The organism is Sorangium sp. So ce426, from assembly GCF_051475585.1.
Taxonomy (GTDB): Bacteria; Myxococcota_A; Polyangia; order Polyangiales; family Polyangiaceae; genus Sorangium; species Sorangium cellulosum_B.
Window position 1 is genome coordinate 1663526 of sequence record NZ_CP150341.1, and the last position, 24998, is coordinate 1688523.

A 24998-nucleotide genomic window follows, 5' to 3' on the forward strand; every position below is an offset into this window, starting at 1 on the left:
GCCGCGGGGGCGCCGTGTGAGGCGCGCCGGGCCGGGTCAGCCCGCGGTGAGCTTGCGGTAGCGGAGCTTGCGGGGCTCGGCCGCGTCGGCGCCGAGGCGGCGCTTCAGGTCGGCCTCGTAGTCGGCGTAGTTGCCCTCGAACCAGACGACCTTGCTGTCGCCCTCGAAGGCGAGGATGTGGGTCGCGATGCGGTCGAGGAACCAGCGGTCGTGGCTGATGACCACGGCGCAGCCGGCGAAGTTGAGCAGCGCGTCCTCGAGGGAGCGGAGCGTGTCGACGTCGAGGTCGTTGGTGGGCTCGTCGAGCAGGAGGACGTTGCCGCCGCGGCGGAGCAGCTTGGCGAGGTGGAGGCGGTTGCGCTCGCCGCCGGAGAGATCGCGGACCTTCTTCTGCTGGTCGCTGCCGGCGAAGTTGAAGCTCGCGACGTACGCGCGCGAGTTGACCTCGCGCTTGCCGACGAGGAGGCGGTCCTCGCCGCCGGAGATCTCCTGCCAGACGTTGTTGGTCGGGTTGAGCGCGTCGCGCGACTGGTCGACGTACGCGAGCTCCACGGTCTCGCCGAGCTTGAGCGCGCCGCCGTCGGGCTTCTCGAGGCCCATGATCATGCGGAAGAGCGTGGTCTTGCCGGCGCCGTTCGGCCCGATGATGCCGACGATGCCGCCGCGCGGGAGCGAGAAGCTGAGGTCGTCGATGAGGACGCGGTCGCCGAAGCCCTTGCGGAGGTGCTCGGCCTCGACGACCACGTTCCCGAGCCGCTGGCCGGCGGGGATGTGGATCTCGTTCTCCTCGACCTTCTTCGACCTGTCCTCGGCGAGCAGCGTCTCGTAGGCGGCGAGGCGGGCCTTGCTCTTGGCCTGGCGGGCGCGCGGGGCCAGGCGGACCCACTCGAGCTCGCGCTCCAGGGTGCGCTTGCGCGCGCTCTCCTGCTTCTGTTCGAGCTCGAGGCGCTTCTTCTTCTGCTCGAGCCAGCCGGTGTAGTTGCCCTCGTACGGGATGCCGGCGCCGCGGTCGAGCTCGAGGATCCAGCCGGCGACGTTGTCGAGGAAGTACCGGTCGTGGGTGACCGCGACGACGGTGCCGGGGTACTCGTGGAGGAAGCGCTCGAGCCAGGCGACGCTCTCGGCGTCGAGGTGGTTGGTCGGCTCGTCGAGCAGCAGGAGGTCCGGCTTCTCGAGGAGGAGCCTGCAGAGGGCGACGCGGCGTCGCTCGCCGCCGGAGAGCTTGGCGACGTCGGCGTCGGGCGGCGGCAGCCGGAGGGCGTCCATGGCGCGCTCGACGACGCGGTCGATCTCCCAGCCGTTCGCGGCCTCGATCTTGTCCTGGAGCGCGGCGTACTCCTCGAGGAGCGCCTCCATGTCGGGGGGCGACTCGCCGAGCTTCGCGCCGATCTCCTCGAAGCGCTGGACGAGGGAGCGGACCTCGTGGACGGCCATCTCGACGTGCTCTTGCACGGTCTTGCCGGCCTCGAGCTGCGGCTCCTGGGCGAGGTAGCCGATGCGGACGCCGTCGGCGGGCTTCGCCTCGCCGAGGTACTCCTTGTCGACGCCCGCCATGATGCGCAGCAGGGTGCTCTTGCCGGCGCCGTTCGAGCCGAGGACGCCGATCTTCGCGCCCGGGTAGAAGGAGAGCCACAGGCCCTTCAGCACCTCCTTGTTCGGGGGGTGCACCTTCCGGACATCCTGCATCGTGAAGATGAATTGAGGGGCCACGTCTTCGCCTGCCTGTGCGTGCCCGGCGCGCCGTGGGGCCCCGCTCGGCCTTCGAGCGGGCGCGGCGCTGGCCGGGCTGGGGGAGAGGCCGTATGCGAGATCGCCGGCTGACGGTCAAGAGGGCGCGGAAGCAGCTGTAGGCGGGCGCCCAGGGCGCGCGTCAGGACGGACGCGGGCGGAGCTAGGCGCGCCGCGCGCCGCGCCCGAACGCCTGCTTGAGAGCGGCGAGGTCCTCGCGGCCGATCTCGCGCGTGGCGACGAGGACGGCGAGGTACACGAGGCCGACGAGGATCGCCTCGCCGAGCACGGCGATCTTGCCGAGCCACGGGAGCTGCGTGCCCACGGCGATCCCGGCGAGCAGCGCGGCGCCGACGCGGAGCGCCGTCCGGGCGGCGACGAAGCCGCCGGCGGCGCGGTGCAGCAGGACGCCGCCGGCGACCGCGGCGGTGGCGAGCGCGAGCGAGGTGGCGACGGCGGAGCGCACGAGCATGTCGGGGCCGAACGCGGCGGGCGGGACGGCGATCGAGCAGCCGGTGGCGACGAGCAGGACGGTGGCGGCCGTGAGGGCGGCGGCCACACGCTCCCGGTGCAGGCTGGTGAGCGCGGCCGAGGCGACGCCGAGGACGGCGAACGCGCCCATGCCGAGGGAGAGGACGCGGAGCGTGTCGCCGCCGCGGCTGTAGATCTCGACAGGGAAGGCGAAGCGCAGGACGTGCGGGGCGAGGCCCGAGATCGGGGCGCAGAGGAGCCCGGTGAGCAGGAACGAGAGGCGGACGCCGGTCATGGCGTAGCGGCGGACCGCGGCGCGGTCGTGCTCGGCGTGCGCGCGGGCGAGCATCGGGAAGAGGATGAACGTGACCGAGAGGAGCAGCTGGTACGGCAGGAACGCGAAGAGCTGCGCGCCGCGGTAGACGCCGATGAGGTCGTCCGCGGCCTTCGCGCCGAGCGCGAGCCCGCTCGTGGCCTGCCCGAGGAAGCGGCGGAGGAGGAAGAAGTCGGTCTGGAGCAGGAGGTTCAGGAACGTCTGCGAGACGGCGAGCGGCAGGAGGAAGGTCGCGTGCTCGCGGATCGAGGGGCCGGCGCTTCCGCGGCGGCCCAGGCCGGTCCTTGTGAGCGCGAGCGGGACGATGACGCCGGCCGCCGCGACGAAGCCGGCGATCGCGCCGAGGACGCCGCTCTGGCCGGCGCGGAGGAAGAGCAGGGCGAAGGCGGCGATGCTCGCGGTGCGGAGCGCGCCGTAGCCGACGTCGAAGGCGGCCTGCGTGACGAAGCGCCGCTGGCCGTTGAGCGCGCCGACGAGCGGGGCGTAGAGGCCGTAGAGGAGCACGACGGCGGCGGCGAGCCGCAGCGGGGTGGCGACGTGCGGGGCCTCGGAGAAGTCGGCGATGGCGCCGGCGAGGAGCGCGAAGCCGGCGGAGACGACGACGGCGAGGAGGGCGTGGAGGGCGAGCGTGCGGCGGAAGGCGGCGGCGACGTCCGCTTCCGCGACGCTGGAGACGGCGCGCGAGACGCCCTGGATGCCTGTCGCGACGATGACGTTGTTGACGACGCCCACGCCCGCGAGGACGACGGAGACAGCGCCGTAGCCGTCGGTGCCGAGCAGCCGCGGGAGGATGAGCTGCTGGACGAAGCCGAAGAGGATGAAGGAGACCTTGGCGCCGGCGATGGCGAGGCCGCCGCGGCCTGCGGAGCGGGCGGCGGAGGGGGAGGGGGCCGGAGAGGGCGCCGGGGCGTCCGGCGGCTGCGGCGGGAAGGGCACGGCGGCGTGCTGCACGGCGGCGTTGTCGCAGAAGCACGCCGGGCGGGCAATCTCGCGCGGAGCGGGCGAGCACACCGGGGCGTCACGTAAACTTCAGCGGCGGTGCGGATTCGCTTGACGGGGAGGCCTCGCTGACTATCCTCGCGCCCGTCTCCAACGCATTCCAGCTTAGCTCAGTTGGTAGAGCAGGCGGCTGTTAACCGCCGGGTCGCTGGTTCGAGTCCAGCAGCTGGAGCCATTTCATCGAGGCGACCCGGTCTGGGCGCCAGGCCGACAAAGGGCCTTGCTGGAAAACCTGGCAAGGCCTCTTTGTTTTCCGCGGCTCGCGCACGCGGAACCCAGGAGATCGCTCAGAGCAAGACGGGGCGCGTGACGAGCCACAAGGTTCGGCCCACGGAGAGCCGAGACCGAGCGGTGCTCTTGAGTTCACGGTGAACGGCTCCTCGCTCTGGGGTTCACAGCTCCTCCTCCTCTCCTTGCCGGTCGCGCCCGCACACCGGAAGATAGAGAGGGAGGCCGCGATGAAGAAGCACACCATGACACTGCTGGGAGGGACGCGCGGCGAGCTTCGCGTTCCGGCAGACGTGCTTCTCGAGACGGTCGGCGCGCTGATCGAGGGGGCCCGCCACGCGACGCGCTTCGTCGTCGAGGGCGAGAGCACGCGCAAGGGGCCGCGACCCGCGTGGCTCGATGCGGCGTGTCGCGTGGAAATCACCGGGCTGACCGCTGGTTCCGCCGTCGTGGCGCTCGAGGCTCCGACGCTGGCCGACGTGGCGCCCGAGCGCTTTGGAGGCGCGCATCAAGTCTCGCTGTTCGTCGAGGCGCAGCGGCTGATCGAGGCGAGCAGCTCGGCCGTGGACCTCTTCGCGGGGGTGCTCGCGAGCGTCGTGAAGGGCGACCGAGATCGCGTGCTCGCCGACCGCGCGCTGCTCGACACCTGCGTCCGGTTCGCTCGGGCTGCGCGTGACGGCTTTCATGGCGTACAGCTCGAAGGCATTGCTGGGCTCGACGCCCCCCTCGTCGTGCGACGCGACGATGTGGGCAAGATCGAGCTCCTCCGCGACGAGACCCCGGATCCCAAGGCCGTGCGTGTGACCGGCACGCTGGACACGATCTCCGCGACGAAGTCAGATGTCATGCTCACGCTGGCTGATGGCACTGCCGTGGCTGCCCGGCTCGACGCCCGCGACAACGAGCAGCTCAAGACCCTGTTCGGCTCGCGGGTGGTGGTTTCGGGCATGGCCCAGTTCCGTCCGTCCGGCAAGCTCCTGGTCATCGACGTCGAGTATCTCGGCCCCGCGCGCGCTGGTGACACCGTGTTCGAGAGCGCGCCGAAAGCCACCGCCAGGAGGCCCGTGGCCTCCTGGGTGCCGCAGGACGAGGCCACTGGCGTGTCGGCGTTCTTCGGCACATGGCCGGGGGACGAGACCGACGAGGAGCTGCTCGGCGCGCTCGAGGCGATCCGGTGAGCCAGCGGATCTACCTGCTCGACACGAGCGTGATTCTCCCGCTGGTGCGCGGTAACGCGCTGGGTCGGTACATCGACGAGCGCTTCGGCCTGCGGTCCGCGGCGCAACGTCCGCTCGTGTCGGTGGTCAGCCTCGGCGAGGTGCGCGCGCTCGCGCTGCGCAACGCCTGGGGCGACGCCAAGCTGAAGGCGCTCTCGATGGCGCTCGACAGCCTGGTTGTCGTGGACATCAATCATCCGGCCGTCCTTGACGCGTACGTGCAGCTCGACCTGGTCTCGCAGAGCCATCCCGACGGCGCCCGCAACATGGGAAAGAACGATCTGTGGATCGCGGCCTGCGCCAAGGCTTCTGGCGCGACGCTGCTCACCACGGACGACGACTTTTCCCACCTGATCCCCGAGCACCTCGAGGGCGAGGTCATCGCTCCCATGATGGCATCGTCATTGCTGACGTGAGGTCTGCTGAAGCTACGGACGACGCCGAGCGAGCCGCGGAGCTGAGCGAGCCCCTCCGACCTCATCGGGTTCACTGAGCCGGCGCGGGCTCGGAGCACGCCCGTGCAGCGCACACGGCATCTCGCATGTTCACCGCGCTCGAGAACGGGATGCCGCCCGCCTGGGGCGACGAAGGCTTCCCTTCGTCGACCATGAAGGAGCGCGCGGCCGAGCTGCTCGGAGCGATGGGGCTCGCCGACCGAATGAACTTCAGGGCGACCGCGCTCTCGGGCGGCCAGCAGTAACGCGTGGCCATCGCGCGCGCTGTCGCGCCGACCGCCGCTCGTCCTCGCCGACGAGTCGACGGGGAACCTCGACACCGAGTCGTCGGCCGAAAACTTCGCATTGATGCGCCGATTCAACCGCGAGCTCGGCACGACGTTCCTCGTCGTCACTCACGATCCGCGCATCGCCGACCAGTGTGACCGCGTCATCGAGATCGTCGACGGTCGCATCGCCCACGACCGCGCATGACGGTCATCCAGGCGTCGCACCGGGACGCAGCCGGGCGCCTCGCTCAGTAGTACTGGCGGATGTAGCCGTACGCGCGCTTAAAGATCTCCGCATCCTGGTGGAGCTGGTACTTGAGCAGGCTCTTGCGCAGGGCCTGCTTCACCTCGCGCTCGCCGGCTGCCGTGTTCTGCCAGCCGGGGAAGCGGACGAGCCGCACGATCCCGTCGATGTCGGCGACCACGCGCTCGACCATCACGGGCGTCTTTTCGTTCTTCACCTGCTGGAACAGCTCGGTGAGAGCGGCCTTGCCGCGGTCTTCGTCCTCCTCGGGTGGCGTGTCCTTCTCGGTGCGGACGAGGTCGCGTGCGAGTTCGAGGAGTTGCTTCAAGAACTCCACGCTGTTCACCAGCCCCTGCTCGTGTCGCTCCTTGAGCGCCTCGAGGCGTTCGGACAGCGCCTTGTAGCGAGGGTTGCCCATGTGCTTGCGCAGGCGCGCGGTGAGCTTGATCTCGAACTCTTTCGCGCGCTTCTTCGGGTTGGGTGAGCCGATGACCGCATCGAGCAGCTCGGCGTCGAGCACCAGTGTCTCGAGGTCGTCGCGTACCGCATCGACGTGAACGTTCTGGTGAATCAGCTCGATGGTCTTCGCGCCGAGCGCGTGCCACACGAGCTTGCCCGTGCCGCTCGTCGGCTGGACCGAGACGTACACCTGCGTGAGCCAGCGGTAGTCGACCTCGAACGGCAGCAGCATCGGATCGGGCGAGATGGCTTCCCAGAGCTTGCCGAGCACCGAGTACTCGGCGGCGAACGCGTCGCGCACGTCGTTGTTCGGCAGGCACTCCTGTGCCGCCATCAGGCCCTCGTAGCCGGTCTGTGTGCGGTCGACGCCGGGGAAGAACGCGAAGCACTTCTGCATCGCCTCGGGGAGCTGGGCCTTGAGACCCTCGATGTTGCCGACGACGCTGCGGAAGCCCTTCTCGTCGAACTCCAGCGCCTTCGCCACGTCGTCGAACACACCGAGGTAGTCGACGATGAGGCCGTGGGTCTTCTTGTCGCCGTAGGTGCGGTTCGTACGGCAGATGGCCTGGAGAAGCGAGTGGTCGCGCAGGGGCTTGTCCAGGTACATGACCTGGAGGATCGGCGCGTCGAAGCCCGTGAGCAGCTTCGCGGTGACGATGAGCAGCTTCAGCGGATCGTTGGCATCGCGGAAGCGATCAAGGAGCTTCTCTTCCTCGTCCCGCGTGCGCGCGTAGGGCTTGACGCGCTCGTCGGAGCCGGTCGCGGAGATGACGATCTCCGTTGCCTCGGGCGGCAGCAGCGTGTCGAGCGCCGCCTTGTAGAGCAGACAGCACTCCTGGTCGAAGGTCACGACCATGCCCTTGAAGCCGTTGGGCGCGACCGCGTCCTGGTAGTGCCTTGCGATGTCCTCGCAGATCCTCTGCACGCGCTCGGGCACTTTCACGAGCACCGCCATCTTGGCAGCGGCCTTCGCGAGGTTGTCCCTGTCGAGATCCGAGAGCTTGCCCGTGAGCGCCTGGTAGGCCTGGTCGATGGCGGCCTTGTCGATGTGCAGATCGACGAGGCGCGGCTCGAAGTGGAGCTTCAAGGTCGCGCCGTCGCGGATCGACTCCTCGAAACCGTAACGGTTCATGTAGCCGCGCACGTCCTCCTCGGCGCCGAAGGCGTAAAACGTGTTCCGGTCGCGCCGGTTGATGGGCGTGCCTGTGAGCCCGAACAGGAACGCGTTGGGCAGCGCCGCGCGCATCTTCATGCCGAGGTCGCCCTCCTGCGTGCGGTGTGCTTCGTCGACGAGGGCGACGATGTTGCCGCGGTCGTTCAGCACGCCCTCGGCCTCACCGAACTTGAAGATCGTCGTGATGATGACCTTGCGTGTGTCCTGCTTCAGCAGCCGCTGAAGGTCCTCGCGCGTCTCGGCCTTCACCAGGTTCGGCACGTCGGAGGCGTGGAACGTCGAGCTGATCTGCGCGTCGAGGTCGATGCGGTCGACGACGATGATGACCGTGGGGTTGCCGAGTTCGGGCTGGAGCCGGAGCTTCTGCGCGGCGAACACCATGAGCAGCGACTTGCCCGAGCCCTGGAAGTGCCAGATGAGGCCCTTGCGCGGCTTGCCGGCGAGGACGCGCTGCACGATGAGGTTCACCGCCTCGTACTGCTGGTAGCGGCAGACGACCTTGATGCGGCGCTTCTTCTTGTCCGTCGCGAAGAGCGTGAAGTGGGCGAGGATGTCGAGCACCACTGCGGGGCGCAGCAGGCCGCTCACCGCCGCCTTCAGCCCCGCGAGCGTGCCCGGCGTCGCCTCGTCCTCGCCACGCCACGGGCCCCACAGGTTCACGGGCATGCGAACGGCGCCGTACATCAGCTCCTTGCCCTCGGTAGCGACGCTGAACGCGTTGGCGACGAAGAGCTCCGGGACATTCTTCTCGTAATCGTCGTGAAGCTGGAGTGCGCCGTCGAGCCAGCTCACCGCTTGGCGAACGGGCGTCTTCGCTTCGATGAGGACGATGGGAAGGCCGTTGACGAGCAGCACGAGATCCGCGCGTCGCTCGGCGGGGCCGGCGCGGAGGGTGAACTGGGTCGTGACGACGTACTGGTTGTTCTCGAGGTCCTCGAAGTCGATGAGGCGAACGGTGACGTGTTCGTGGTTCGGCCCGAATGGCATCGAGCGGTCGCCGCGCAACCATGCGGTGAGCTCCTCGTTCGCTTTGAGAAGGCCGTCGGAGCGCACCGCGAGCACGATCGCCCGCAGCTTGTACAGGACCTCGTCAGCGCGGTCGGGAACGGCGGCGATCTCGGGATTCAGCCGAATGAGCGCGTCGCGGATCCAGTCCTCGACGAAGATCTGGTGCGGCTGACGCGGAATGTTCGCGGGCGCCAGGTAGTGCCAACCGAGGCCCGAGAACTCGCCGCGCTTGCGCGCGAGCCCCACGCCGATGGCGGTATGGTGCGTGACGCTGCCGCAGAGGAGGTCACGGATCAGATTCTCGACCGTGGAGGACTCGGTGAAGGTCATGCGCTCCCCACGTGATTGAGAATCTGTCGCGCGAGCAGTGCCGCTTGAGCAGCGCGGCTCGTCGCCAACGATTCCGCTTTCGAGATGGCGACGATGCGCTCGACGATGCCTTGCTGCTCCGACATCGGCGGGACCGGCAGCGGCAGCTTCGCGAACCGAATCGATGTGAGGTGTGCGATCGAGGTCGTCTGTACGGCGATGCGAGCAAACTGCCCCGTGTAGAGCATGTGCTGGAAGAAGGATTGTGCGAACTCAGGCAGTAGCAATGGGCCACAACGAAATCGAAGCAGCGTCTTCTGGAAGCACATTCGGTCGATTTGGCCACGCCAAATGGCGCTTCGGCCAACCAGTTCCGTGCTCTGTCCTTCATTGAGAAGGATGTCGCCGTCGCGCAATTCGAATTTGTTTAACGCCTCTCTGGGAAAGTGCATGGACAGGACGTCCGACAGATCAATGAATCCATCAAAGACATTCGCAACCCGAAGATAGGGCCGCACATTGTCGCCGTCGTCGAACATCGGGTGCCGCTGTTGTCCGAGCTGGCAGTCCCCAGCACTCTCTGCGCTCATAACGTTCCAGTGGCTCGGGAACTCATCGCGCGAGCCACGGTTCGGTCGGAAGATGTCGACCAACAGCGCACGTCGGGCAGAACTCGTCGAACGCTGCAATTCGCCGCTGGTCTCAGCAAGGCGCGAGGCGAGGCTGCACACCTCAACGAGGCGTCGCTGCTCTTCCAACGGGGGCAGTGCGAACTCTTCCCTTGTCAGGGCGGAGAGGTTTACTGTGCGCGACAGGGAACCGACCGAAAAACGATCCGCACGCAGCATGAACGCGTCGGACTGCATGAAGAACGGCAGGAATTCTGGCAACACTACCTCGGGCTTTGCGCGGAACACCAGGGCATGTCCCGAAGCAACACCACGAAACTCTGCTACCCCAACCTTGCGGAGTTCGATTCCTCGGCGAGCCAGAATCACGTCACCGGGCTCGAAGTGCCGAAGATCGCTGTTCTCTCCGACGTCGTCCGGCAAACCCCATCGCCGAATCTTGAGGCTGTTCGAGTCCAAGTGCTCGAGGCCGACGTACCGGTCGACCCCACTCCCGCTGGCGGTCCACCCGCGAGCCTTTCGGGTGGCCCCCATGCTCAATACCATTTCTCCAAATCTGTAACGCTTCCACCCGGGCTTCAGGTCACCCATCGGCCACCTCCTCGTCGCCCACAAGCCCGTCGAGCAGGTCGATCACCGCATCCATCTCGGTCCAGAACGTGCGCCCCGAGTCCTCCAGAGCCTCCCACTCCTCGCGCAGTGTCGGTGCGTGGCTGGCCTCCGTCGCGTTCGTCGCGGCCGTCTCGCGCTTCACATAGAGCGGGATCGACAGGCTGAAGCCCTGCGCGGCAATCTCCTCGATCGTTGCGACCTTCGCAAAGCCTTCCTCGTCGGCGAACGCCGCATAGGCTGTCTCAATGCGCTGCTGATGCTCGGGCCGGAGAAAGCTGATCGCCCGCTCGCGCGCGACCTCGTTCACCGCGTCGATCAGAAGTACCTTGCCACGCTTCTTCGGCGTCTTCTTCGAGCGGCAGAAGACGACGCAGGCCTCCATCGCTGAGTTGTAGAAGAGGTTCGGCCCGAGCCCGAGAACGCAATCGACAAAATCGGCTTCGATGAGCTTTCGTCGCATCTCAGCCTCCTCCCTGCGAAAGAGCACACCGTGCGGGAAGAGGATCGCGCAGCGCCCCGTCTTCGGGTCCATGCTCTTCAAGATGTGCTGGAAGAACGCGTAGTCGGCGCGGCCCTGCGGCGGCGTTCCGAGGAAGTTCCGGCCCCAGGGGTCGGTGGCCCACGCCTCGCGGTTCCATTGCTTGATCGAGTACGGCGGGTTGGCGAGGACCACATCGAACGTCTTGAGCCGGTCGGCCTCGTGGAATGCGGGCACGGCCAGCGTGTCGCCGCGCGCGATCTCGCAGTCCTCCACACCGTGAAGCACGAGGTTCATGCGGGCGATGGACGCCGTCATGTGGTTCCGCTCTTGACCGAAGAGCTTGAGCGTCCGGTGCTCGCCGCGCTTTCGCTTCACCTCGGCCAGCGCCGAGATGAGCATGCCGCCGGTGCCGCAGGTCGGGTCGAAGATGCTCTCGCCGCTCTTCGGCGCGAGCATCTGCACCATGAGGTGGACGACGGTGCGGTTCGTGTAGAACTCCTGCGCCGTGTGCCCGCTGTCGTCGGCGAACTTCTTGATGAGGAACTCGTAGCCGTTGCCGAGCTCGTCCTCGGGCACGTTGGCGATCGAGAGCGTCTGCCCCGAGAAGTGCTCGAGCAGGTTCTTCAGCGTGACGTCGGGGAGGCGCTCCTTGTTCGTCCACGAAGCGTCGCCGAAGATGCCGTCGAGTCGCCCCGGATTCGCCGCCTCGATCGCGCGGAGCGCCGTCTGGAGCTTCTTGCCCACGTCCTTCGCGGCGGCGCGCACGTCGTTCCAGTGCGAACCGTCCGGGATCGCGAATCGGTCGTCGGCCGTCGCGGTCGCGTACCTGGTGTCGCCCTTCGACTCGGCGAGGGCGGCGGCGTAGTCCTCGTCCCAGACGTCCGAGAGGCGCTTGAAGAAGATCAGCGGGAAGACGAACTGCTTGTAGTCACCAGCATCGACCAGGCCGCGCAGGATGACGGCGGCGCCCCACAGATACGACTCGAGCTCCTGCTGGGTCATGTGCGTGGTCACGACAGCCACCCCCCCTCACGCATGACGCGACGAAGGTCGTCTTCGGCCTCGCGGCACTTCACGAGGGCCTCCTTGAAGGCGGCGACAGCGACGGGAAGCGGCGGGATGTCGGCCCCGATGGGCGGAAGCACGTAGCGCGAGATGTTCAGAGTCCAGCCTTCCTTCTCGATCTCCAAGAGGTCGACGACGCGCGCACGATCCTGGACGTCGGCGAAGCCCTGCACCCACGAGTGGATCTCGCTGACATGCGCCGGGGCCATGGAATTCTGCGCTCGCTCTCGGCGGAACACCGAGGACGCATCGACGATGAGGACCTTGCCCTTCTTGCGCTTCTCCTTGCGCTGACGCAGCACCAGAACGCACGCGGCCAGGCCAGTGCCGTAGAACAGATTCGGTGCGAGGCCGATGACGGCCTCGACGAGGTCCTTCTCGAGGAGGTGCTTGCGGATCTGCGCTTCGACACCACCGCGGAAGAGCGCGCCCTGCGGGAGCACCACGCCCATTCGACCGGTCTTGGGTGCCATCGACTTCACCATGTGCTGCACCCACGCCATGTCCGCGTTGCTGTCCGTGGGCAGCCCGGCAAATGCGCGTCCCCACGGATCGGTCTCCCACACCTCGCGGCCCCACTGTTCGAGCGAGAACGGCGGGTTGGCGATGACGACGTCGAACGTCGCGAAGCCGCCGGTGCTCGGGTCGGTGAACACCGGGTTGCGAAGGGTGTCGCCGCGCTCGATGGAGAAGTCCTCGATGCCGTGCAGGAAGAGGTTCATCCGCGCGACCGAGGCGGTGGTGAGGTTCTTTTCCTGTCCGTACAGCCTGCCGAAGAAGGTCCGTGGATCACCGCCGCGCTCGCGCACGTGCTCCACGGCCGCGAGCAGCATGCCGCCCGTGCCGCAGGCCGGGTCGTAGATCGTCTCGCCTTCCTTCGGGTCGAGGATGTCGACCATCAAGCGTACGACGCTGCGCGGGGTGTAGAACTCGCCTGCTTTCTTGTTGGTCGCGTCGGCGAACTGCTTGATGAGGTACTCGTAGGCGTCGCCCATCACGTCGGAAGCGACGCGGGCATTGCCCAGCGAGAGCGCCGAGAAGTGCTCGATGAGGTCCTTGAGCAGCTCGTCGGGCAGCCGGTCCTTGTTGGTCCACTGGGCGTCGCCGAACACGCCGTAGAGGTGCTTCTGGTTCGCGGCCTCGACGCCGCGCAACGCGTTGGCGAGCGCGGCGCCGACGTTCTTCGGCGCGCGGCGCACGGCGGACCAGTGGCAGCCCTCGGGCACCTGGAAGCGGTGCTCGTCGGCGAAGTCCTCGCCGTACTCGGCGAGCATCGCGGCGTGCTCCTCGTCCCACACGTCGCAGATGCGTTTGAAGAAGAGCAGCGGCAGGATGTACGACTTCCAGTCGGTGCGATCGACCGGGCTGCCGCGCAGGATGTTCGCGGCCTCCCAGAGGTGCGACTCGAGCTCGGCGAGCGTCACGGGAAGCGGGAGGGACGACTGGCTACTCGTGACCTCCCTCCTCACGACACGCGGTCGCCTGCTGCGGAGCCACGCGTCGATGTCCGCGCGCCGGAAGCGCGACTGCCCGCGCACCTTGAACGCTGGGATCTCCCCCTTCTGGGCCATCGTGGAGACGGTCTTGTCGGCGACCTTCAGCAAGGCCGCGACCTCTTGGATTGTGAGTATCTCGTCGCTCATCCGTTCAGGAATCCATGGCGGCGGAAGGCGTGAGCTTCCGGCCATTTCCAGAGTACGGCGGCCGATGGGGTGGCATCAAGACGCGCGAGGCGTCGGAGACCAGATTCTCCGGAGCCCAGTCCACGCCGCCCGCTGCTTGGCTCAGCTCCCCGTATGCGCCACGGCACGGAGCGCCTGCTCGGCCATCGACTCGGTGCCGTTGACGGCTTCGAGGGGCGGGACGGCCTCGGAGAGATCGGGCGCGAGAGGGAAATGAAGCAAGTCGAGCCGTTCTGTGACCCGCGCGGCGGCCCCAGCTTGCGGGCTACGGCGGCCTGGTCTGCAACGAGCCCCCGGTCGATGGCGCCCTGGAGGTGGTGCGCGAGGGCCAGCATCCGGGCGACCTTCGCCGGCCACCGCACCGGTTCGGGCTTCGGGGGGGCGGCGGCTCGGTGAGGAGAGCGCGCGAGCCTTCGGGCGACCTTCGCGGGGTGGCACACACGTTCGGGCTGGGCGGTGGCGGCTCGGTCTCGGTAAAGCGCACCCGCGAGCACCTCGCGACGGGCGAGGTGCCACCCTGCAGAACGCGACGGCGACGATGCGGACCACGAGCAAGACCACGCAGTCGACGAAGATGGTGAGCCAGGGCCAGCGCCGGCACGGGACGGCCGAGCCGCAGATCGAACTCGGCCTCTCGAAGGGGACGAGCCACAGTCTGGTCACCGCTGCTCTCAACAAGCTCGATGCCGCGGTCGAGCTGACGACGCCGGAGTGCGATCGCTGGATCGTTCACACCGCGAGCGTCTACGATGCGCGCGGCTACGTGTACCTCGAGCTGGCCGACGTGACGCGCGCCGAGGCCGAGCGCGGGATGGCGATGCTCAAGAAGCTGGTGGGCTGAGCGTTGCCATCCACCGGGGCTTGTAGGCGACCGGGCCGCCACGACGCGGAAGCTCGGGGGCGCACCTGGGTGAGGGTGGTCATGATCCTCAGGGGCCCTGGCGGCCGTCGTCGTCCATGGCGTGTCGGACGATCGACCCATGTAACCCCTTGTTTTTACGTGCTATTTGCTGGTGTGGCGCTGCCGGATGAAAAAACTTTCGCGGCCATGTCGATCTCGCCCAGCGTCGTTCGTCGCCTGTACGAGCAACCCCGCCGGCGCTCAAGGCGTCGCAGCGAAAGGACACGACGATGAAGGTCATGGTGATCGTGAAGGCGACGAAGAACAGCGAAGCAGGCATCATGCCGAGCGAGAAGCTCCTGACCGACATGGGCAAGTACAACGAGGAGCTCGTCAACGCCGGCCTCATGCTCGCGGGCGACGGCCTGCACCCGAGCGCGAAGGGCAAGCGCATCAGGTTCGCCGGGAACCAGCGCACCGTCGTCGACGGTCCGTTCTCCGAGACGAAGGAGCTGATTGCCGGCTTCTGGATCTGGCAGGTCCGGTCGATGGAGGAGGCCGTCGAGTGGGCGCGTCGTTGCCCCGATCCGATGCCGGGTGAGGAGGCCGAGCTCGAGATTCGCCCGATCTTCGAGGCGGACGACTTCGGCAAGGAGTTCACCCCGGAGCTCCGTGCTCGGGAGGAGCGCCTCCGCGCAGAGATCGAGCGGCAGCAGAAGGCGTAAGTTACGGCCGCGCGCGAGCCGAGCACGCACGCGAAAGGCAGTCGACGCCGTGTGGCGCATCGACGCCGCCCCCGCCGTGAGCGCGCTCCCGCCGTTCGGACGTCCTCCCCGTCCATCTGGACATCCCCCGGCTTATCTGGACATCCCCCTCGCCCATCTGGACAGGGGGCGGGGTCATCTGGACACCCCGCCCGCCCATCTGGACAGGGGGCAGGCTCATCTGGACACCCTGCCCACCCATCTGGACATCCCACCCCGCCGCCTCACCTCCCGGCTCCCCCCACCCGTGTCCAGATCCTGCTCCGCGCTGGACGTCCCTCCGACCGAGCTCATCCTTGCCGCTTTGCGTCGTGCCCCGAGGGGCGCGGGTCGCAGGAGGAGGGGTCAGGCAATCATCATGGCAAAGCAAGGACAGGACTTCGATCGCTGGGTCAAGGTCGCCGCCGGGTCGGAGCGGACCGACAACCCGCTGAACATTCCTTACGACGTCGCCGTGCGCGAGGCGGTCGCCGCCGCGGCGTTCGTGAAGAAGTACTGGGAGCCCGACGGCGATCGCCCGGGCCTCAAGCGGGTCAAGAGCCGCCTGCCCGCATCGAGCGGCGAGGAGCTGCTCTCCATCGTGCACGCGGTGCAGGAGGCGCAGATGCGGCTGCTGCTCATCGTCGATCCGGCCGTGGCCGATCTCGGAGAGCGCGCCCGGTTCGTCGTCGATGAGCTCGAGTCGGCGCTCGAGTTCCTGCTCGATGACGACGTCGACGAGCCCGCCGACGCGCAGCTCGCGCGCATCAAGGAGTTCCACGCGCAGGACGGCCAGCGCTCGAGCGCCCTCTCCCAGGCGCTCCGCGATTACGCGGGGCTCGCGGAGCCGCTCAAGGACCGCCTGGTCGAGGCGGACGAGGCGTTCGACGTGCGCCTCATCGCCGAGGCCAGGAAGCTCGCGGAGGACCTGCAACGGCGAGCGCTGGAAGCGGCCCCCGAGGCCGGCGCCTCGGCCGCCGCGACCACGATCCGCAACCAGCTCCTGCACCTCATGGTCGGGCGCGTGGGCGCCATCCGGAAGACCGCGGCCCACGTCTTCCGGCGCCACCCCGAGATCGCCCGCGAGGTGACGAGCGCCTACGAGCGGCGCCGGCGCGCGGCGGCGCGGCGCGAGAAGGCCCGCAAGGCCGCCGAGGCCGGCCAGGCCAACGGCAAGCCGGCGGCGGCGCCCGCGCCTGGGACCGCCGTGCCCTCGACCAGCTAGACATCGACATCGACCGGCGCTCGGCCGCCGTCATCCCGGCCGGTTCGCCGTCCGCGCGGAAACTGCGCCCCGCGGCGCGCCCGCTCCCATCCACCATCGCCGTTCGCAGCCCTCAAAGACGACGCCGGAAGCGGAGGACGAGCCACCAGCGCCCGACGTGGCCTCGGCCAGCACGGACCGCCCCGAGCTCGCCGGCGTCCACCTCGACGCCCGCGGCCGCTCCGGGGCGACCGAGTCGCGTCGCCATGTACGGGGCCTCGCTCCCGCCGTGCAGGAGTCTACGGCAGCGGTCGCCAAGCCCGGCGCGGTCGCCGCCGACCTGCTGCTGACGTTCACGGCGACGCACGTCGGTGGCGGCATCAGCCAGTGGATCGTCGGCTGGGTGCCTGGCCAGGGCAACGCCGTCGACGCCTCGACGGCGGCAGCGCTCACCGTCGACTGGCCGTCGAGCCAGGAACGGCTCCGCGCGGAGCTGGCCACGTGGACCGCCGAACCGGCGGGGGCCACGCATCGCCGCAACCAGAAGATCGAGCGCCTCGCCTCGGAGCTCGTCGTCGAACTGGCGCCGCGCTCTCTCGTGAGGGCCTCCGACGCGGCGCTCATCGAGCGTGTCCGCCCTTCCTTGCTCGCGCTTCGCGACTCGATCGCGAGGCTCCTCGTCTCCGAACGCCACGCGCTCAGCCACGACCCCAAGGAGTCCGCCATGTTGCTCCCCACGACGACCGCTTCGTTCGGAGAGCCCCTGCTCGTTGATCGCCGAAGCATCGGCGCTTCGCTCCGAACAGACCGTGCAAGGTCTCGTCCGAAAGGTTCTGTCGGCGTCGTAGCTTGGGCTCGGGTAGCATTATCAGGACGGCCGCCCGTCGCCGGCGCAAGGCGACGCCTTCCGTCGCTCTTCGCAACGGCCGGCGCAGCTACGCTTCGGCGTCGGGCGTGCGGGTAACCTTGGTGCCCCAGTTCTTGTAGGTCTTCGTGAGCTGGCCGCGCGCGTCAATGATGCCCGCCTTCTTGAGCGCCTCGATGCGATCGTCGTCGGTGCCTCGCTGCAGCGCCGATAGCAACGTGTCGGGGGTCCACGCGCCCGTCGGAGCCTGTCGGCCAGCACTGGGTGCGACCTTCTTTTTACTGGTCTTTGCCATAGCGGCCGTCCTTCCTCACTGGCCAGACTGCCAGAATGTTGTTCGGTTCGCGAACCGAAAGCTGGATGTGCGCACCACGGAACACGCCGATGCGATCCCACAAGCGGGGCAGCCCCTTGCCGGCCTTCAGCGGGACGAAGACGGCACGCGCGCTCTCCACCTCGAGGTTCGACTGTGAGAGCTTCGCAAAGAGGTAGTTGAAGACCGCGCAGTCTCGATACTTGTGGGTGTTCGCGTTGTTCTTCAGCTGCTGGCCGGCGCTCTTGAGCGCTAGCTCGAGATCGCGGTGCGCCTGGGCCAGGAGCTCGGCGTTGCTCGGGTCGAGGAGATCGATGCAGCGACCGAGCCGTACGAGCGCGCCGACGACGGCGGCGTCTTGCTTGCCGTACCGCCGCTCGGCCCACCACCAGGCTTGCTGGGGCGCATACTCCCAGAAGTAGATCCCGTGTCCCAGCCAGTCGTCGTCGTCTTCGCTCTGGCCGAACGGAATGCCTGCCACGAGGCTCTCGGCGGTGCTCCGTCGCGTACCGTGGAGCGCGACGACCGCGCGGTCGTAGTCGAAGGCGATCTGCCGTGTGGGAACGGATGTCGTGGCCTCGCTCGTCATGCCTCGTTCAACCCTTCGCGCCGAACCGCGTCCCACAGGATCGCGCGCGCTACATCGGCGCGCGAAAGCGCCACGCCCGGGTTCTCACGCTGGCGCCGCTCGAGGAGCAAGTTGAGCTTGTCAAGCAGCTCCTGATTCGTGCGAACGAAGAGCACCTTGTCCAGCCCATCGGGCCCCTTTCGCGGACGAGCCCGCTTCGACGGCTGAGGCATACCGTAAGTATAGCGAACCGCTAGCGGTTCGCAAGGCACGCTCAGGCGAGCATCGCCAAGCGCTCCGCGATTACGCGGGGCTCGCGGCGCCGCTCAAGGGCCGCTTGGTCGAGGCGGACGAGGCGTTCGACGTGCGCCTCATCGCCGCGGCAGGTCAGGCGATGCAGCAGAACGTGGACGGCTCGGCCGGCTGGAGCTCGCCGACAGGCTCGCCGCCCTGCGGCGCGCACGCGCCCGGCTCCACCGCCACGACCGCGGCCGACTTGCTTCCCAGGCCGACGCCGGGCGGTGTCACCCCGCAGAACGCGATGCGGCCCCCCTCCGACCCGGTGCCATGCCAGCTCGGACGAGGGATGACCCCCTTCGACCGGCTGGAACGCCCGACGGGAAGGGGGCAGGTCCTCCAGCAGCCCGAGGCCTCCAGCTGCCGTTCGCCGCGTGGCGACGCTGCCCGACCCTCCGATCTTCCGGCAGTTCGATGTCGGCGCCCCGCGCCCAGAGTATCGTGATGTGACGATAGCGCATGCGTGTGCTGGCTCCCCGTGAACGTGACGGCAGTGGGAGGACGCCAACGTAGAAGGGGTGCCGGGCCGACGGGCCGACATGCATGGATGCCGGACCCGACTCGATCACCGACGCCGGGCAGCCTCCTCAGCGGCCCACGACGCTCGTAGCAGCTGGATAGCCGACCGCGGACGGCTCGCCGGAGCGCACCGCGCGAGGATGATCTTCCAGCCGTTCCGTGCGCTCGCCGCGTCCGCGACGATGTCTGCGACCTCGCTCGCGTCCACCCGCTCCTCGGAGAGCCGCGCGGTCGCACCGTACTCCGCGGCGAGCGCACGGCGCTCGGCCGGGCCCTTGGCGCGCGCGAGGATGCACGCGTAGGCCTCGCACGAGTACGCGAACGTCTCGCGCTTGCGGTACTCGATGTCGAGGAGCCACTCCTTCGTCCGCGTCTCGCGAAGACCGACGGTCGCGCGCTTGCAGTTGTGGAAGACGTGCGCCGCCTCGTGAACGATGAAGTCGGCGAACGGATCGTCGTCCGCGAAGTACTCAACCGAGACATAGCAGGTCGTCCCCTCGCTCAAGCCAACGAGGCGCGGCGCGTCCTCGCCGAGCAGATCCGCGCCGAGGCTCGCGAGGTACAGGTTGGCGAGCGTCCACGCCGAGCTGTCGTATCCATGCTCCAGCAAGAGCGGCTCGATGTTCGCGCTCGTGACGAACACGACCGACGTCTCGAGCGTCGCGAGCACCGCGTCCTGCTCGATCCGCGGGAACAGCCCCCGCACCATCGGCTCCACCTTGCCGCGCGTGATGGCGACGGCGTCGGCGTGCGGCAGCAATTGGTGCGCGAGTCCTTCGGCTCGCCGCCGCACCTCGCGAACGAGCGCGCCTCGGAGCTCCTCGTGGGCGCGGTTCGCACGCTCCATGAACTCGCCGGGCCACGCCGCGTTGGATGCGTCGGTCTCGCCGGTGCGGAGGTACCGCTCGACCTCGTCGGCGATGCTGGGCACGTTGCTCACTGGCGCATTCTACCCGGGCAGCGCTTCCGGGTTGGCAGCAATCGACGCGGACGGTGCGCGTCGGGTGGCCGCTTTTGTCGCAAGGCGGCTATTCGACCCGATGCCACGCGCCCCGAGCTGGTGCCGGGTGACGTGCGCGCCGGGACAGCGTTCGCGCGCTCTACTTCCCCGGCGGGCGTGCGGCGGTCCTGCCGGGGTCAGCGTGCCTCGGCCAGGGTGCTCAACCCGTCCTGATCGTGAGCTCGTTGCCGCGTCCCGCCTCGAACGGGAGCGGCTGGGAGAGGTAGCCGTTCCGCGGGTCGCGCACGTAGTCGATATAGCCCGAGGCCTGCTCGAACGCGTTCTCGCCGATGATGATCGCGCCAGGCTTCAGATGCGGCTCGAGCAGCTTGAGAACGTCCAGATAAAGGGTGAAGGCGCCGTCGAGCAACACCATGTCGATATCGCCGCCGACGCCCGACGCGAGGGTCTCTCGCGCATCACCGACCCGGAGCTCGACGATGCCGGACAGCCCGGCGGCGGCGACGTTCGCCCGCGCCCGCTCGACTTTGCTGGGCACAAGGTCGGTCCCAATCAAGCGGCCGCCGCCCATATCGCGCAGCGCGGTCGCCAGGTAGATCGTGGAGATCCCCATCGAGGAGCCGAACTCCACGATGCACTTGGCCTTGCATGCGCGGGCACACATGTAGAGGAAACGCCCGAAATCCGGGGAGACGTTGAGGAAATTCTCCGCGAACCCGCGGTACGTGCTCTTCAGATCGCTGGCTTCGTCCTTGAGGAGCCGGGTGATCATCTCTTCCCTGGTGGCCGCCTCGCTCGCTGCGCTGGCGGCCAGCGGCGCGTCGGCCGCCTCCGCTTCCCGGTGAAGACGCTCGAGGACCTCCGCGATCTGGCCGTTGCTGATCGAATTCATCTCTTTAATCCCTTTCCTTCTCAATGAACGGCCATGCGCGCGGCGCCTGGTCGTTGACTCGGTGACTGGTGGCCTCTCGGAAGAGGCGCGCTGCGCTGCATCGATGGGCAGGCGCGTCGGCGCCCGCTCCTCATCGAGCTGTCCAAGAAGGGTCTCAGTCGGGCCCTTCTTTGCCCGGTGCCCAATGAGCTCGCGCCCGGATCCGACGGCTCAAGAGGCCGGGACGGCGCCTGCCAGGCGATTCCTTGCGACCTTCATGACCCTGCGTGATGAGCACCGTTTGACAACCGAGTCGTCCAGGACGATATTGGGCTCGATTTGAGACCTGCTGAGCATCGATGGGGGGCCGAGGCCAGCCCTGGGATCGAGGATCAGACCGATGGAGCTCCGTCACCTGCGCTACTTCATCGCCATCGCCGAGGAGGAGAACTTCAGGCGCGCGGCGGAGAAGCTGCACGTATCACAGTCGCCGTTGAGCCGTCAGATGCAGCAGATCGAGGAGGAGATCGGCGCCGAGCTCTTCGAGCCATCGGGGCGCGGCGTGAAGCTCACGCCCGCCGGGCGGCTGCTCCTGGACAGGGCGAAGACGATCCTCTCGGACGTGGACGCCGCGGCGAAAGAGGCGCGGGAGACGGCCGAAGGCCAGATCGGGACGGTCACGATCGGGTTCGAGAGCGGCTCTGCGTATGTAGGGCCGTTATCGACGATCCTCGCGCGGTTTCGGGAGCAGGCGCCTCGAGTGAACGTGGAGCTCGTGCCCATGAGCAGCGCGCAGCAGTGGGACGCCTTGCGCGCGGGGCAGATCTCGCTCGGCTATGGGAACTACGTCCCGGATGACTCCTCGCTCCAGAGCGTCGTGCTTGCCCGGCATCGCCTGGGGATCATCGTGCCGGAGCAGCACCCTCTGGCGACAAGATCCATGATCAAGGTCAAGGACCTGGCGAACGAGCCCATGCTCATGGATCCGCGGAAGAGCAACCCTCGTTTGTATGACGACATCATCGCCGCCGTTCGCGCGCGCGGCGTGACCCTGAACGTGGCTTCGGAGATCCTCGACGGAGAAGCCCTGTTGACGCTCGTGGCGAGCGGCTTCGGATTGACCTTCGGCGCGGAGCCCGCGGCGCCCTTCCTCGCGGTCGGCACCGCGATCTGGAAGCCGGTCAGCGATCTCGGCCTGGAGATGCGCAACATCGCGATGTGGCGGCCCGACGCGCAGTCTCTCCTGCTCCGACCGCTCGTCGACCTGGTACGTGAGTTCGGCGCCGCGCTTCGCGATCGGGAGATGGGGCCGCGCAGACAGGAGAGCGAGCGCCAGCGGCGACCGCGACGCGGCTAGAGACAACGGGCCGAGCGCTTCGAGGACATGGGTCGATGACCCGCCTCACGGCTCGCCGCCCTGCGCACCCTGCTCCTTGACCACGCTGATCTCCCCGTCCGCCTCGAGGCAGGCAGAGCGCACGGTGGTGATGTCCGTGATCCCTTGCCTGCGAAGGGCCGCCAGCAGCTCCTCCTCGGTGACCATCTCCCGGCGCATGTTCTCCCACTGCGGGCGGCCGTCTCGGACGAGGGTCGTCTGCGTGTCGCGCAGGCAACGCCGGAAGAAGGGGACGCGGAACTCCAGGATATCGAGCACGTAGCCCCAGGCGACGATGAGCGCGATCATGAGCAAGGTGTCCGCGGGCGAGCTCGAGCCGCCCATGATGCCGTCGGCGGCCATACCACCGATGAGAATGAGGGCGAGCATGTCGTTCGGTGAGAGATGCCCGGTGCGTCGCTTGGGGATGACGCGGATCAGGATCACGAGGGCGAGATAGACGAGCGTCGTGCGCAGGGCGATCTCCCAGAGGGGCTTGGAAAAACCGAAGTTCCCTTCCATGGGCGTCCTCCCACCGGTACGGCCACGCGCGTCAGCGCGCGGGATGGAAGCCGGGATCGAGGTTCGCGGCCGCCCAGCGCGCCAGCGCCGCGAGCTCGACGCAGCGGTGCAGGTGTCTCATCTCTGTGTTGCTGGGCATGGCCGCCTCCTTCGGGGGCACGGGAGCACTGCTTCGTTCGCGCTGGAGGGGCCCTCGCAAGAAGGGGACCGCTCCAGACCGTGTGCCGCGCGGGCGAGGAGGGGGCGCTCGGTGCGCTGCTTGCTAAATTATCGTATTTGCTCGTGTTTATGCCAGCTCGGCGCGCTGGTTCACCGCCGGCGCCGAGCGCACTATAGTGCCGCACGTGGCCCGGCAGCCGACGAGCTGGCAGGGCCGATCCTCCCCCTTCCAGGAGCTCAAGCTCTTCCAGGAGTAAACGATGACCGTGAAAGCCTTTGGTGCCCATGCCGCCGACAAGCCGCTGGAGGCGCTCGACATCTTTCGTCGCGCCCCGGGCGACCACGACGTGCAGATCGACATCGTCTACTGCGGCGTCTGCCACTCGGACTTGCACACCGTCCGAGGTGAATGGGCGGGCACGCTCTATCCGTGCGTTCCTGGGCACGAGATCGTGGGGCGGGTGTCCGCTGTGGGAGCCCAGGTATCTCGCTTCAAGGAGGGCGAGCTGGTCGGCGTCGGCTGCATGGTCGACAGCTGCGGCACCTGCGCGTCCTGCGCCGATCACCTCGAGCAGTACTGCGAGAGGGGCATGACGCTCACCTACAACTCTCCGACCCCGGACGCCCCCGGGCACACGCTGGGCGGCTACTCCCAGCGGATCGTCGTCAATGACAAGTACGTGGTGAAGATCAGCCATCGCGAGGAGCAGCTGGCGGCCGTGGCCCCGCTGCTCTGCGCCGGCATCACCACCTATTCGCCGCTCCGGCACTGGAACGCCGGGCCCGGCAAGAAGATCGGCGTGGTGGGCATCGGCGGGCTCGGCCACATGGGCGTCAAGCTCGCCCACGCGATGGGCGCGCACACCGTCGCGTTCACGACGTCGGAGTCGAAGCGGCAAGACGCCAAGGCCCTCGGCGCGGACGAGGTCGTTGTGTCGCGCAACGCGAGCGAGATGGACGCTCACGCCGAGAGCTTCGACATGATCTTGGACACGGTCGCGGTGAGCCATGACCTCGACGCCTTCACGAGGCTGCTCAGGCGGGACGGCGCCCTGGTGCTCGTGGGCGTGCCGAAGGACGCCCACCCGTCGCCCGCCGTCTTCAACCTCGTGCTCAAGCGCAGGACGATCGCCGGGTCGACGATCGGCGGCATCGCCGAGACGCAGGAGATGCTCGATTTCTGCGCGGAGAAGGGGATCGTCGCCGACATCGAGGTGATTCCGATCCAGCGGATCGAACAGGCGTACGAGCGGATGCTCAGAAGCGACGTCAAGTATCGCTTCGTCATCGACACCGCCAGCCTGGCCGCCGGGCCACAGGGGTAAAGCCACAGGTCATCGTCGAAGCCGAGGGGCGGCGCTAGCCCCTTCGCCTCTTCCGTGGCTCGCGGCGCTGCCCAGCACGCCCTTTCCCCGCCGCCGTCTCTTCCCCGCCTGCCACGACCTCCCGCACGCTGTCGCGCAACCAGCGGTGAGCGGGGTCCGCGTCCAGCCTCGGGTGCCACAGCAAAGACACCGTGATCTCCGGCGCGGCGAAGGGCAGCGCGAAGCTGAACAGGCCGTCGCGCAGGCTCCTTGTGTGGTGATCCGGAACGGTGGCGATCAGGTCGGTCGCGCGCGCCAGGGCGATCGCCGTGGCGAACCCGCCGACGATGGTCACCACCTCGCGCGCCAGGCCGAGCGCGGCCAGGCTCTCGTCGATGCGCCCCTTGGCCACGCCGCGCCGCGAGAACACGACGTGGCGTCCGGCGGCGTAGCGCGCGGGCGTGATCTTCGCGCGGCCGAGGGGGTGGTCGCCGCGCACGACGCCGATGAAGCGGTCGCGGAACAGCGCCTGGGTCCGCAGCTCGGGGCTGGTGTCCTCGTCGACGACGCCCGTCTCGAGGTCGACGGCGCCCGTGCGCAGCGGCGCGCTGTCCTTGTCGGGCTTGGCCACGAAGCGCAGCCGGACGCCTGGCGCCTCGGCGCCGGTGCGCTCGATCAGGGCTGGACCGAAGCTCTCGACGAAGCCCTCGCTGGTGCGCAGCGTGAAGGTGCGCACCAGGCGCTTCAGATCGAGCTTCTCGGCCGGGCGCAGGACGGCCTCGGCGCCCTGCACCAGGTGGCTCACGCGCTCGCGCAGCTCGAGCGCGCGCGGGGTCGGCACCAGGCCGCGTCCGGCGCGCACCAGCAGGGGGTCGCCCAGGGTCTCCCGCAGGCGCGCGAGCGCCCGACTCATCGCCGACGGGCTCAGGCGCAGGCGTCGGGCCGCGCCGGTGACGCTGCCTTCCGTGAGCAGCACGTCGAGCGTCACGAGCAGGTTCAGATCAGGCAGCGACACGCCGCCAGGCTAGCAGAGGTCGGGGTGAACTATAGCGTCGGATGCACATAGTGATTGCGATCGTTGCGCGTTCCGCA

General features: G+C 68.4%; 23 protein-coding genes, 1 tRNA gene and 1 pseudogene. 10 read left to right on the forward strand and 15 right to left on the reverse strand.

What is annotated here, in order from left to right; genetic code table 11:
* Positions 1–36 precede the first annotated feature (36 nt).
* Both ettA and WMF44_RS06170 read right to left on the reverse strand, forming a co-directional pair.
* Positions 37–1710, reverse strand: a complete 1674-nt coding sequence (ettA, locus tag WMF44_RS06165; protein WP_437298185.1) for an energy-dependent translational throttle protein EttA — start codon at positions 1708–1710, stop codon at positions 37–39.
* 181 nt (positions 1711–1891) lie between these two features.
* Positions 1892–3484, reverse strand: coding sequence for a lipopolysaccharide biosynthesis protein (locus tag WMF44_RS06170; RefSeq protein ID WP_437298186.1), 1593 nt, complete (start codon positions 3482–3484; stop codon positions 1892–1894).
* Positions 3485–3631: 147 nt separating this feature from the next.
* On the opposite strand from WMF44_RS06170, the gene WMF44_RS06175 reads away from it, so the two are divergent.
* From WMF44_RS06175 to WMF44_RS06190, 4 genes and pseudogenes are all read left to right on the forward strand, one after another.
* Positions 3632–3707 (forward strand) — tRNA-Asn (locus tag WMF44_RS06175).
* Positions 3708–3990: 283 nt separating this feature from the next.
* Complete coding sequence (locus WMF44_RS06180) at positions 3991–4938, forward strand: hypothetical protein (protein ID WP_437298187.1); 948 nt, start codon at positions 3991–3993, stop codon at positions 4936–4938.
* The gene (locus WMF44_RS06185; protein WP_437298188.1) at positions 4935–5393 is read left to right on the forward strand and encodes a type II toxin-antitoxin system VapC family toxin; all 459 of its coding nucleotides are present in this window, start codon (positions 4935–4937) and stop codon (positions 5391–5393) included. The genes WMF44_RS06180 and WMF44_RS06185 overlap by 4 nt, the downstream gene beginning before the upstream one ends.
* A 248-nt stretch (positions 5394–5641) precedes the next feature.
* Positions 5642–5906, forward strand: a pseudogene (locus WMF44_RS06190) (ATP-binding cassette domain-containing protein); the annotation flags it as partial.
* A 43-nt stretch (positions 5907–5949) separates the two neighbouring features.
* Here the strand turns inward: WMF44_RS06190 and WMF44_RS06195 are convergent.
* From WMF44_RS06195 to WMF44_RS06210, 4 genes are read right to left on the reverse strand one after another with little or no spacing between them, the layout of a single operon-like run.
* Complete coding sequence (locus WMF44_RS06195; protein ID WP_437298189.1) at positions 5950–8916, reverse strand: type I restriction endonuclease subunit R; 2967 nt, start codon at positions 8914–8916, stop codon at positions 5950–5952.
* Entirely contained in the window at positions 8913–10115 is a 1203-nt protein-coding gene (locus tag WMF44_RS06200) for a hypothetical protein (protein WP_437298190.1), read from the reverse strand. Before WMF44_RS06200 ends, WMF44_RS06195 begins: the two co-directional genes overlap by 4 nt.
* Complete coding sequence (locus WMF44_RS06205) at positions 10108–11619, reverse strand: type I restriction-modification system subunit M (RefSeq protein ID WP_437301536.1); 1512 nt, start codon at positions 11617–11619, stop codon at positions 10108–10110. The genes WMF44_RS06200 and WMF44_RS06205 overlap by 8 nt, the downstream gene beginning before the upstream one ends.
* Before the next feature lie 8 nt (positions 11620–11627).
* Positions 11628–13325, reverse strand: coding sequence for an N-6 DNA methylase (locus WMF44_RS06210; protein ID WP_437298191.1), 1698 nt, complete (start codon positions 13323–13325; stop codon positions 11628–11630).
* A 577-nt stretch (positions 13326–13902) separates the two neighbouring features.
* Here WMF44_RS06210 and WMF44_RS06215 point away from each other — a divergent pair.
* The 3 genes from WMF44_RS06215 to WMF44_RS06225 all read left to right on the forward strand — a co-directional run bounded on the left by WMF44_RS06215 (position 13903) and on the right by WMF44_RS06225 (position 16173).
* The gene (locus WMF44_RS06215; protein ID WP_437298192.1) at positions 13903–14205 is read left to right on the forward strand and encodes a hypothetical protein; all 303 of its coding nucleotides are present in this window, start codon (positions 13903–13905) and stop codon (positions 14203–14205) included.
* A gap of 290 nt (positions 14206–14495) precedes the next feature.
* The gene (locus WMF44_RS06220; protein WP_437298193.1) at positions 14496–14930 is read left to right on the forward strand and encodes a YciI family protein; all 435 of its coding nucleotides are present in this window, start codon (positions 14496–14498) and stop codon (positions 14928–14930) included.
* Positions 14931–15327: 397 nt separating this feature from the next.
* Entirely contained in the window at positions 15328–16173 is an 846-nt protein-coding gene (locus WMF44_RS06225) for a hypothetical protein (protein WP_437298194.1), read from the forward strand.
* Positions 16174–16285: 112 nt separating this feature from the next.
* On the opposite strand, the gene WMF44_RS06230 is transcribed toward WMF44_RS06225, so the two are convergent.
* On the reverse strand, positions 16286–16420 hold the full coding sequence (locus WMF44_RS06230; RefSeq protein WP_437298195.1) for a hypothetical protein: 135 nt from the start codon (positions 16418–16420) through the stop codon (positions 16286–16288).
* A 21-nt stretch (positions 16421–16441) separates the two neighbouring features.
* Here WMF44_RS06230 and WMF44_RS06235 point away from each other — a divergent pair, with 21 nt between their 5' ends.
* Positions 16442–17116, forward strand: coding sequence for a hypothetical protein (locus WMF44_RS06235; RefSeq protein WP_437298196.1), 675 nt, complete (start codon positions 16442–16444; stop codon positions 17114–17116).
* Here WMF44_RS06235 and WMF44_RS06240 read toward each other — a convergent pair.
* From WMF44_RS06240 to WMF44_RS06265, 6 genes are all read right to left on the reverse strand, one after another.
* On the reverse strand, positions 17088–17312 hold the full coding sequence (locus tag WMF44_RS06240; protein ID WP_437298197.1) for a hypothetical protein: 225 nt from the start codon (positions 17310–17312) through the stop codon (positions 17088–17090). The genes WMF44_RS06235 and WMF44_RS06240 overlap by 29 nt on opposite strands.
* The gene (locus tag WMF44_RS06245) at positions 17296–17919 is read right to left on the reverse strand and encodes a hypothetical protein (protein WP_437298198.1); all 624 of its coding nucleotides are present in this window, start codon (positions 17917–17919) and stop codon (positions 17296–17298) included. The genes WMF44_RS06240 and WMF44_RS06245 overlap by 17 nt, the downstream gene beginning before the upstream one ends.
* Entirely contained in the window at positions 17916–18074 is a 159-nt protein-coding gene (locus tag WMF44_RS06250; protein ID WP_437298199.1) for a hypothetical protein, read from the reverse strand. The genes WMF44_RS06245 and WMF44_RS06250 overlap by 4 nt, the downstream gene beginning before the upstream one ends.
* A gap of 211 nt (positions 18075–18285) precedes the next feature.
* Positions 18286–18426 (reverse strand): hypothetical protein, encoded by a 141-nt coding sequence (locus WMF44_RS06255; protein WP_437298200.1) that lies wholly within the window; start codon positions 18424–18426, stop codon positions 18286–18288.
* A gap of 334 nt (positions 18427–18760) precedes the next feature.
* The gene (locus WMF44_RS06260; protein ID WP_437298201.1) at positions 18761–19654 is read right to left on the reverse strand and encodes a hypothetical protein; all 894 of its coding nucleotides are present in this window, start codon (positions 19652–19654) and stop codon (positions 18761–18763) included.
* A 220-nt stretch (positions 19655–19874) separates the two neighbouring features.
* Entirely contained in the window at positions 19875–20567 is a 693-nt protein-coding gene (locus WMF44_RS06265; protein WP_437301537.1) for an O-methyltransferase, read from the reverse strand.
* A 379-nt stretch (positions 20568–20946) separates the two neighbouring features.
* Between WMF44_RS06265 and WMF44_RS06270 the strand changes: the two genes are divergently transcribed.
* A complete protein-coding gene (locus tag WMF44_RS06270) occupies positions 20947–21903 on the forward strand; it encodes a LysR family transcriptional regulator (RefSeq protein ID WP_437298202.1) in 957 nt (318 codons plus the stop codon).
* A 45-nt stretch (positions 21904–21948) separates the two neighbouring features.
* Here WMF44_RS06270 and WMF44_RS06275 read toward each other — a convergent pair whose 3' ends face one another.
* Entirely contained in the window at positions 21949–22443 is a 495-nt protein-coding gene (locus WMF44_RS06275) for a DUF421 domain-containing protein (RefSeq protein ID WP_437298203.1), read from the reverse strand.
* Between the two features lie 419 nt (positions 22444–22862).
* Between WMF44_RS06275 and WMF44_RS06280 the strand changes: the two genes are divergently transcribed.
* On the forward strand, positions 22863–23927 hold the full coding sequence (locus WMF44_RS06280; RefSeq protein WP_437298204.1) for an NAD(P)-dependent alcohol dehydrogenase: 1065 nt from the start codon (positions 22863–22865) through the stop codon (positions 23925–23927).
* A 34-nt stretch (positions 23928–23961) separates the two neighbouring features.
* Here WMF44_RS06280 and WMF44_RS06285 read toward each other — a convergent pair whose 3' ends face one another.
* Complete coding sequence (locus WMF44_RS06285; protein ID WP_437298205.1) at positions 23962–24921, reverse strand: LysR family transcriptional regulator; 960 nt, start codon at positions 24919–24921, stop codon at positions 23962–23964.
* Between the last annotated feature and the right edge of the window lie 77 nt (positions 24922–24998).

Excerpts from the sequence above, each read along its gene's own strand:
- WMF44_RS06205 (WP_437301536.1), bottom strand. The coding sequence starts at position 11,619 with ATGACCCAGCAGGAGCTCGAGTCGTATCTGTGGGGCGCCGCCGTCATC.
- WMF44_RS06270 (WP_437298202.1), top strand. The coding sequence starts at position 20,947 with ATGGAGCTCCGTCACCTGCGCTACTTCATCGCCATCGCCGAGGAGGAG.
- WMF44_RS06180 (WP_437298187.1), top strand. The coding sequence starts at position 3,991 with ATGAAGAAGCACACCATGACACTGCTGGGAGGGACGCGCGGCGAGCTT.
- WMF44_RS06225 (WP_437298194.1), top strand. The coding sequence starts at position 15,328 with ATGGCAAAGCAAGGACAGGACTTCGATCGCTGGGTCAAGGTCGCCGCC.
- WMF44_RS06210 (WP_437298191.1), bottom strand. The coding sequence starts at position 13,325 with ATGAGCGACGAGATACTCACAATCCAAGAGGTCGCGGCCTTGCTGAAG.
- WMF44_RS06195 (WP_437298189.1), bottom strand. The coding sequence starts at position 8,916 with ATGACCTTCACCGAGTCCTCCACGGTCGAGAATCTGATCCGTGACCTC.
- WMF44_RS06200 (WP_437298190.1), bottom strand. The coding sequence starts at position 10,115 with ATGGGTGACCTGAAGCCCGGGTGGAAGCGTTACAGATTTGGAGAAATG.
- WMF44_RS06265 (WP_437301537.1), bottom strand. The coding sequence starts at position 20,567 with ATGAATTCGATCAGCAACGGCCAGATCGCGGAGGTCCTCGAGCGTCTT.
- WMF44_RS06230 (WP_437298195.1), bottom strand. The coding sequence starts at position 16,420 with ATGGCGACGCGACTCGGTCGCCCCGGAGCGGCCGCGGGCGTCGAGGTG.
- WMF44_RS06240 (WP_437298197.1), bottom strand. The coding sequence starts at position 17,312 with ATGGCAAAGACCAGTAAAAAGAAGGTCGCACCCAGTGCTGGCCGACAG.
- WMF44_RS06220 (WP_437298193.1), top strand. The coding sequence starts at position 14,496 with ATGAAGGTCATGGTGATCGTGAAGGCGACGAAGAACAGCGAAGCAGGC.
- WMF44_RS06245 (WP_437298198.1), bottom strand. The coding sequence starts at position 17,919 with ATGACGAGCGAGGCCACGACATCCGTTCCCACACGGCAGATCGCCTTC.
- WMF44_RS06215 (WP_437298192.1), top strand. The coding sequence starts at position 13,903 with ATGCGGACCACGAGCAAGACCACGCAGTCGACGAAGATGGTGAGCCAG.
- WMF44_RS06280 (WP_437298204.1), top strand. The coding sequence starts at position 22,863 with ATGACCGTGAAAGCCTTTGGTGCCCATGCCGCCGACAAGCCGCTGGAG.
- WMF44_RS06275 (WP_437298203.1), bottom strand. The coding sequence starts at position 22,443 with ATGGAAGGGAACTTCGGTTTTTCCAAGCCCCTCTGGGAGATCGCCCTG.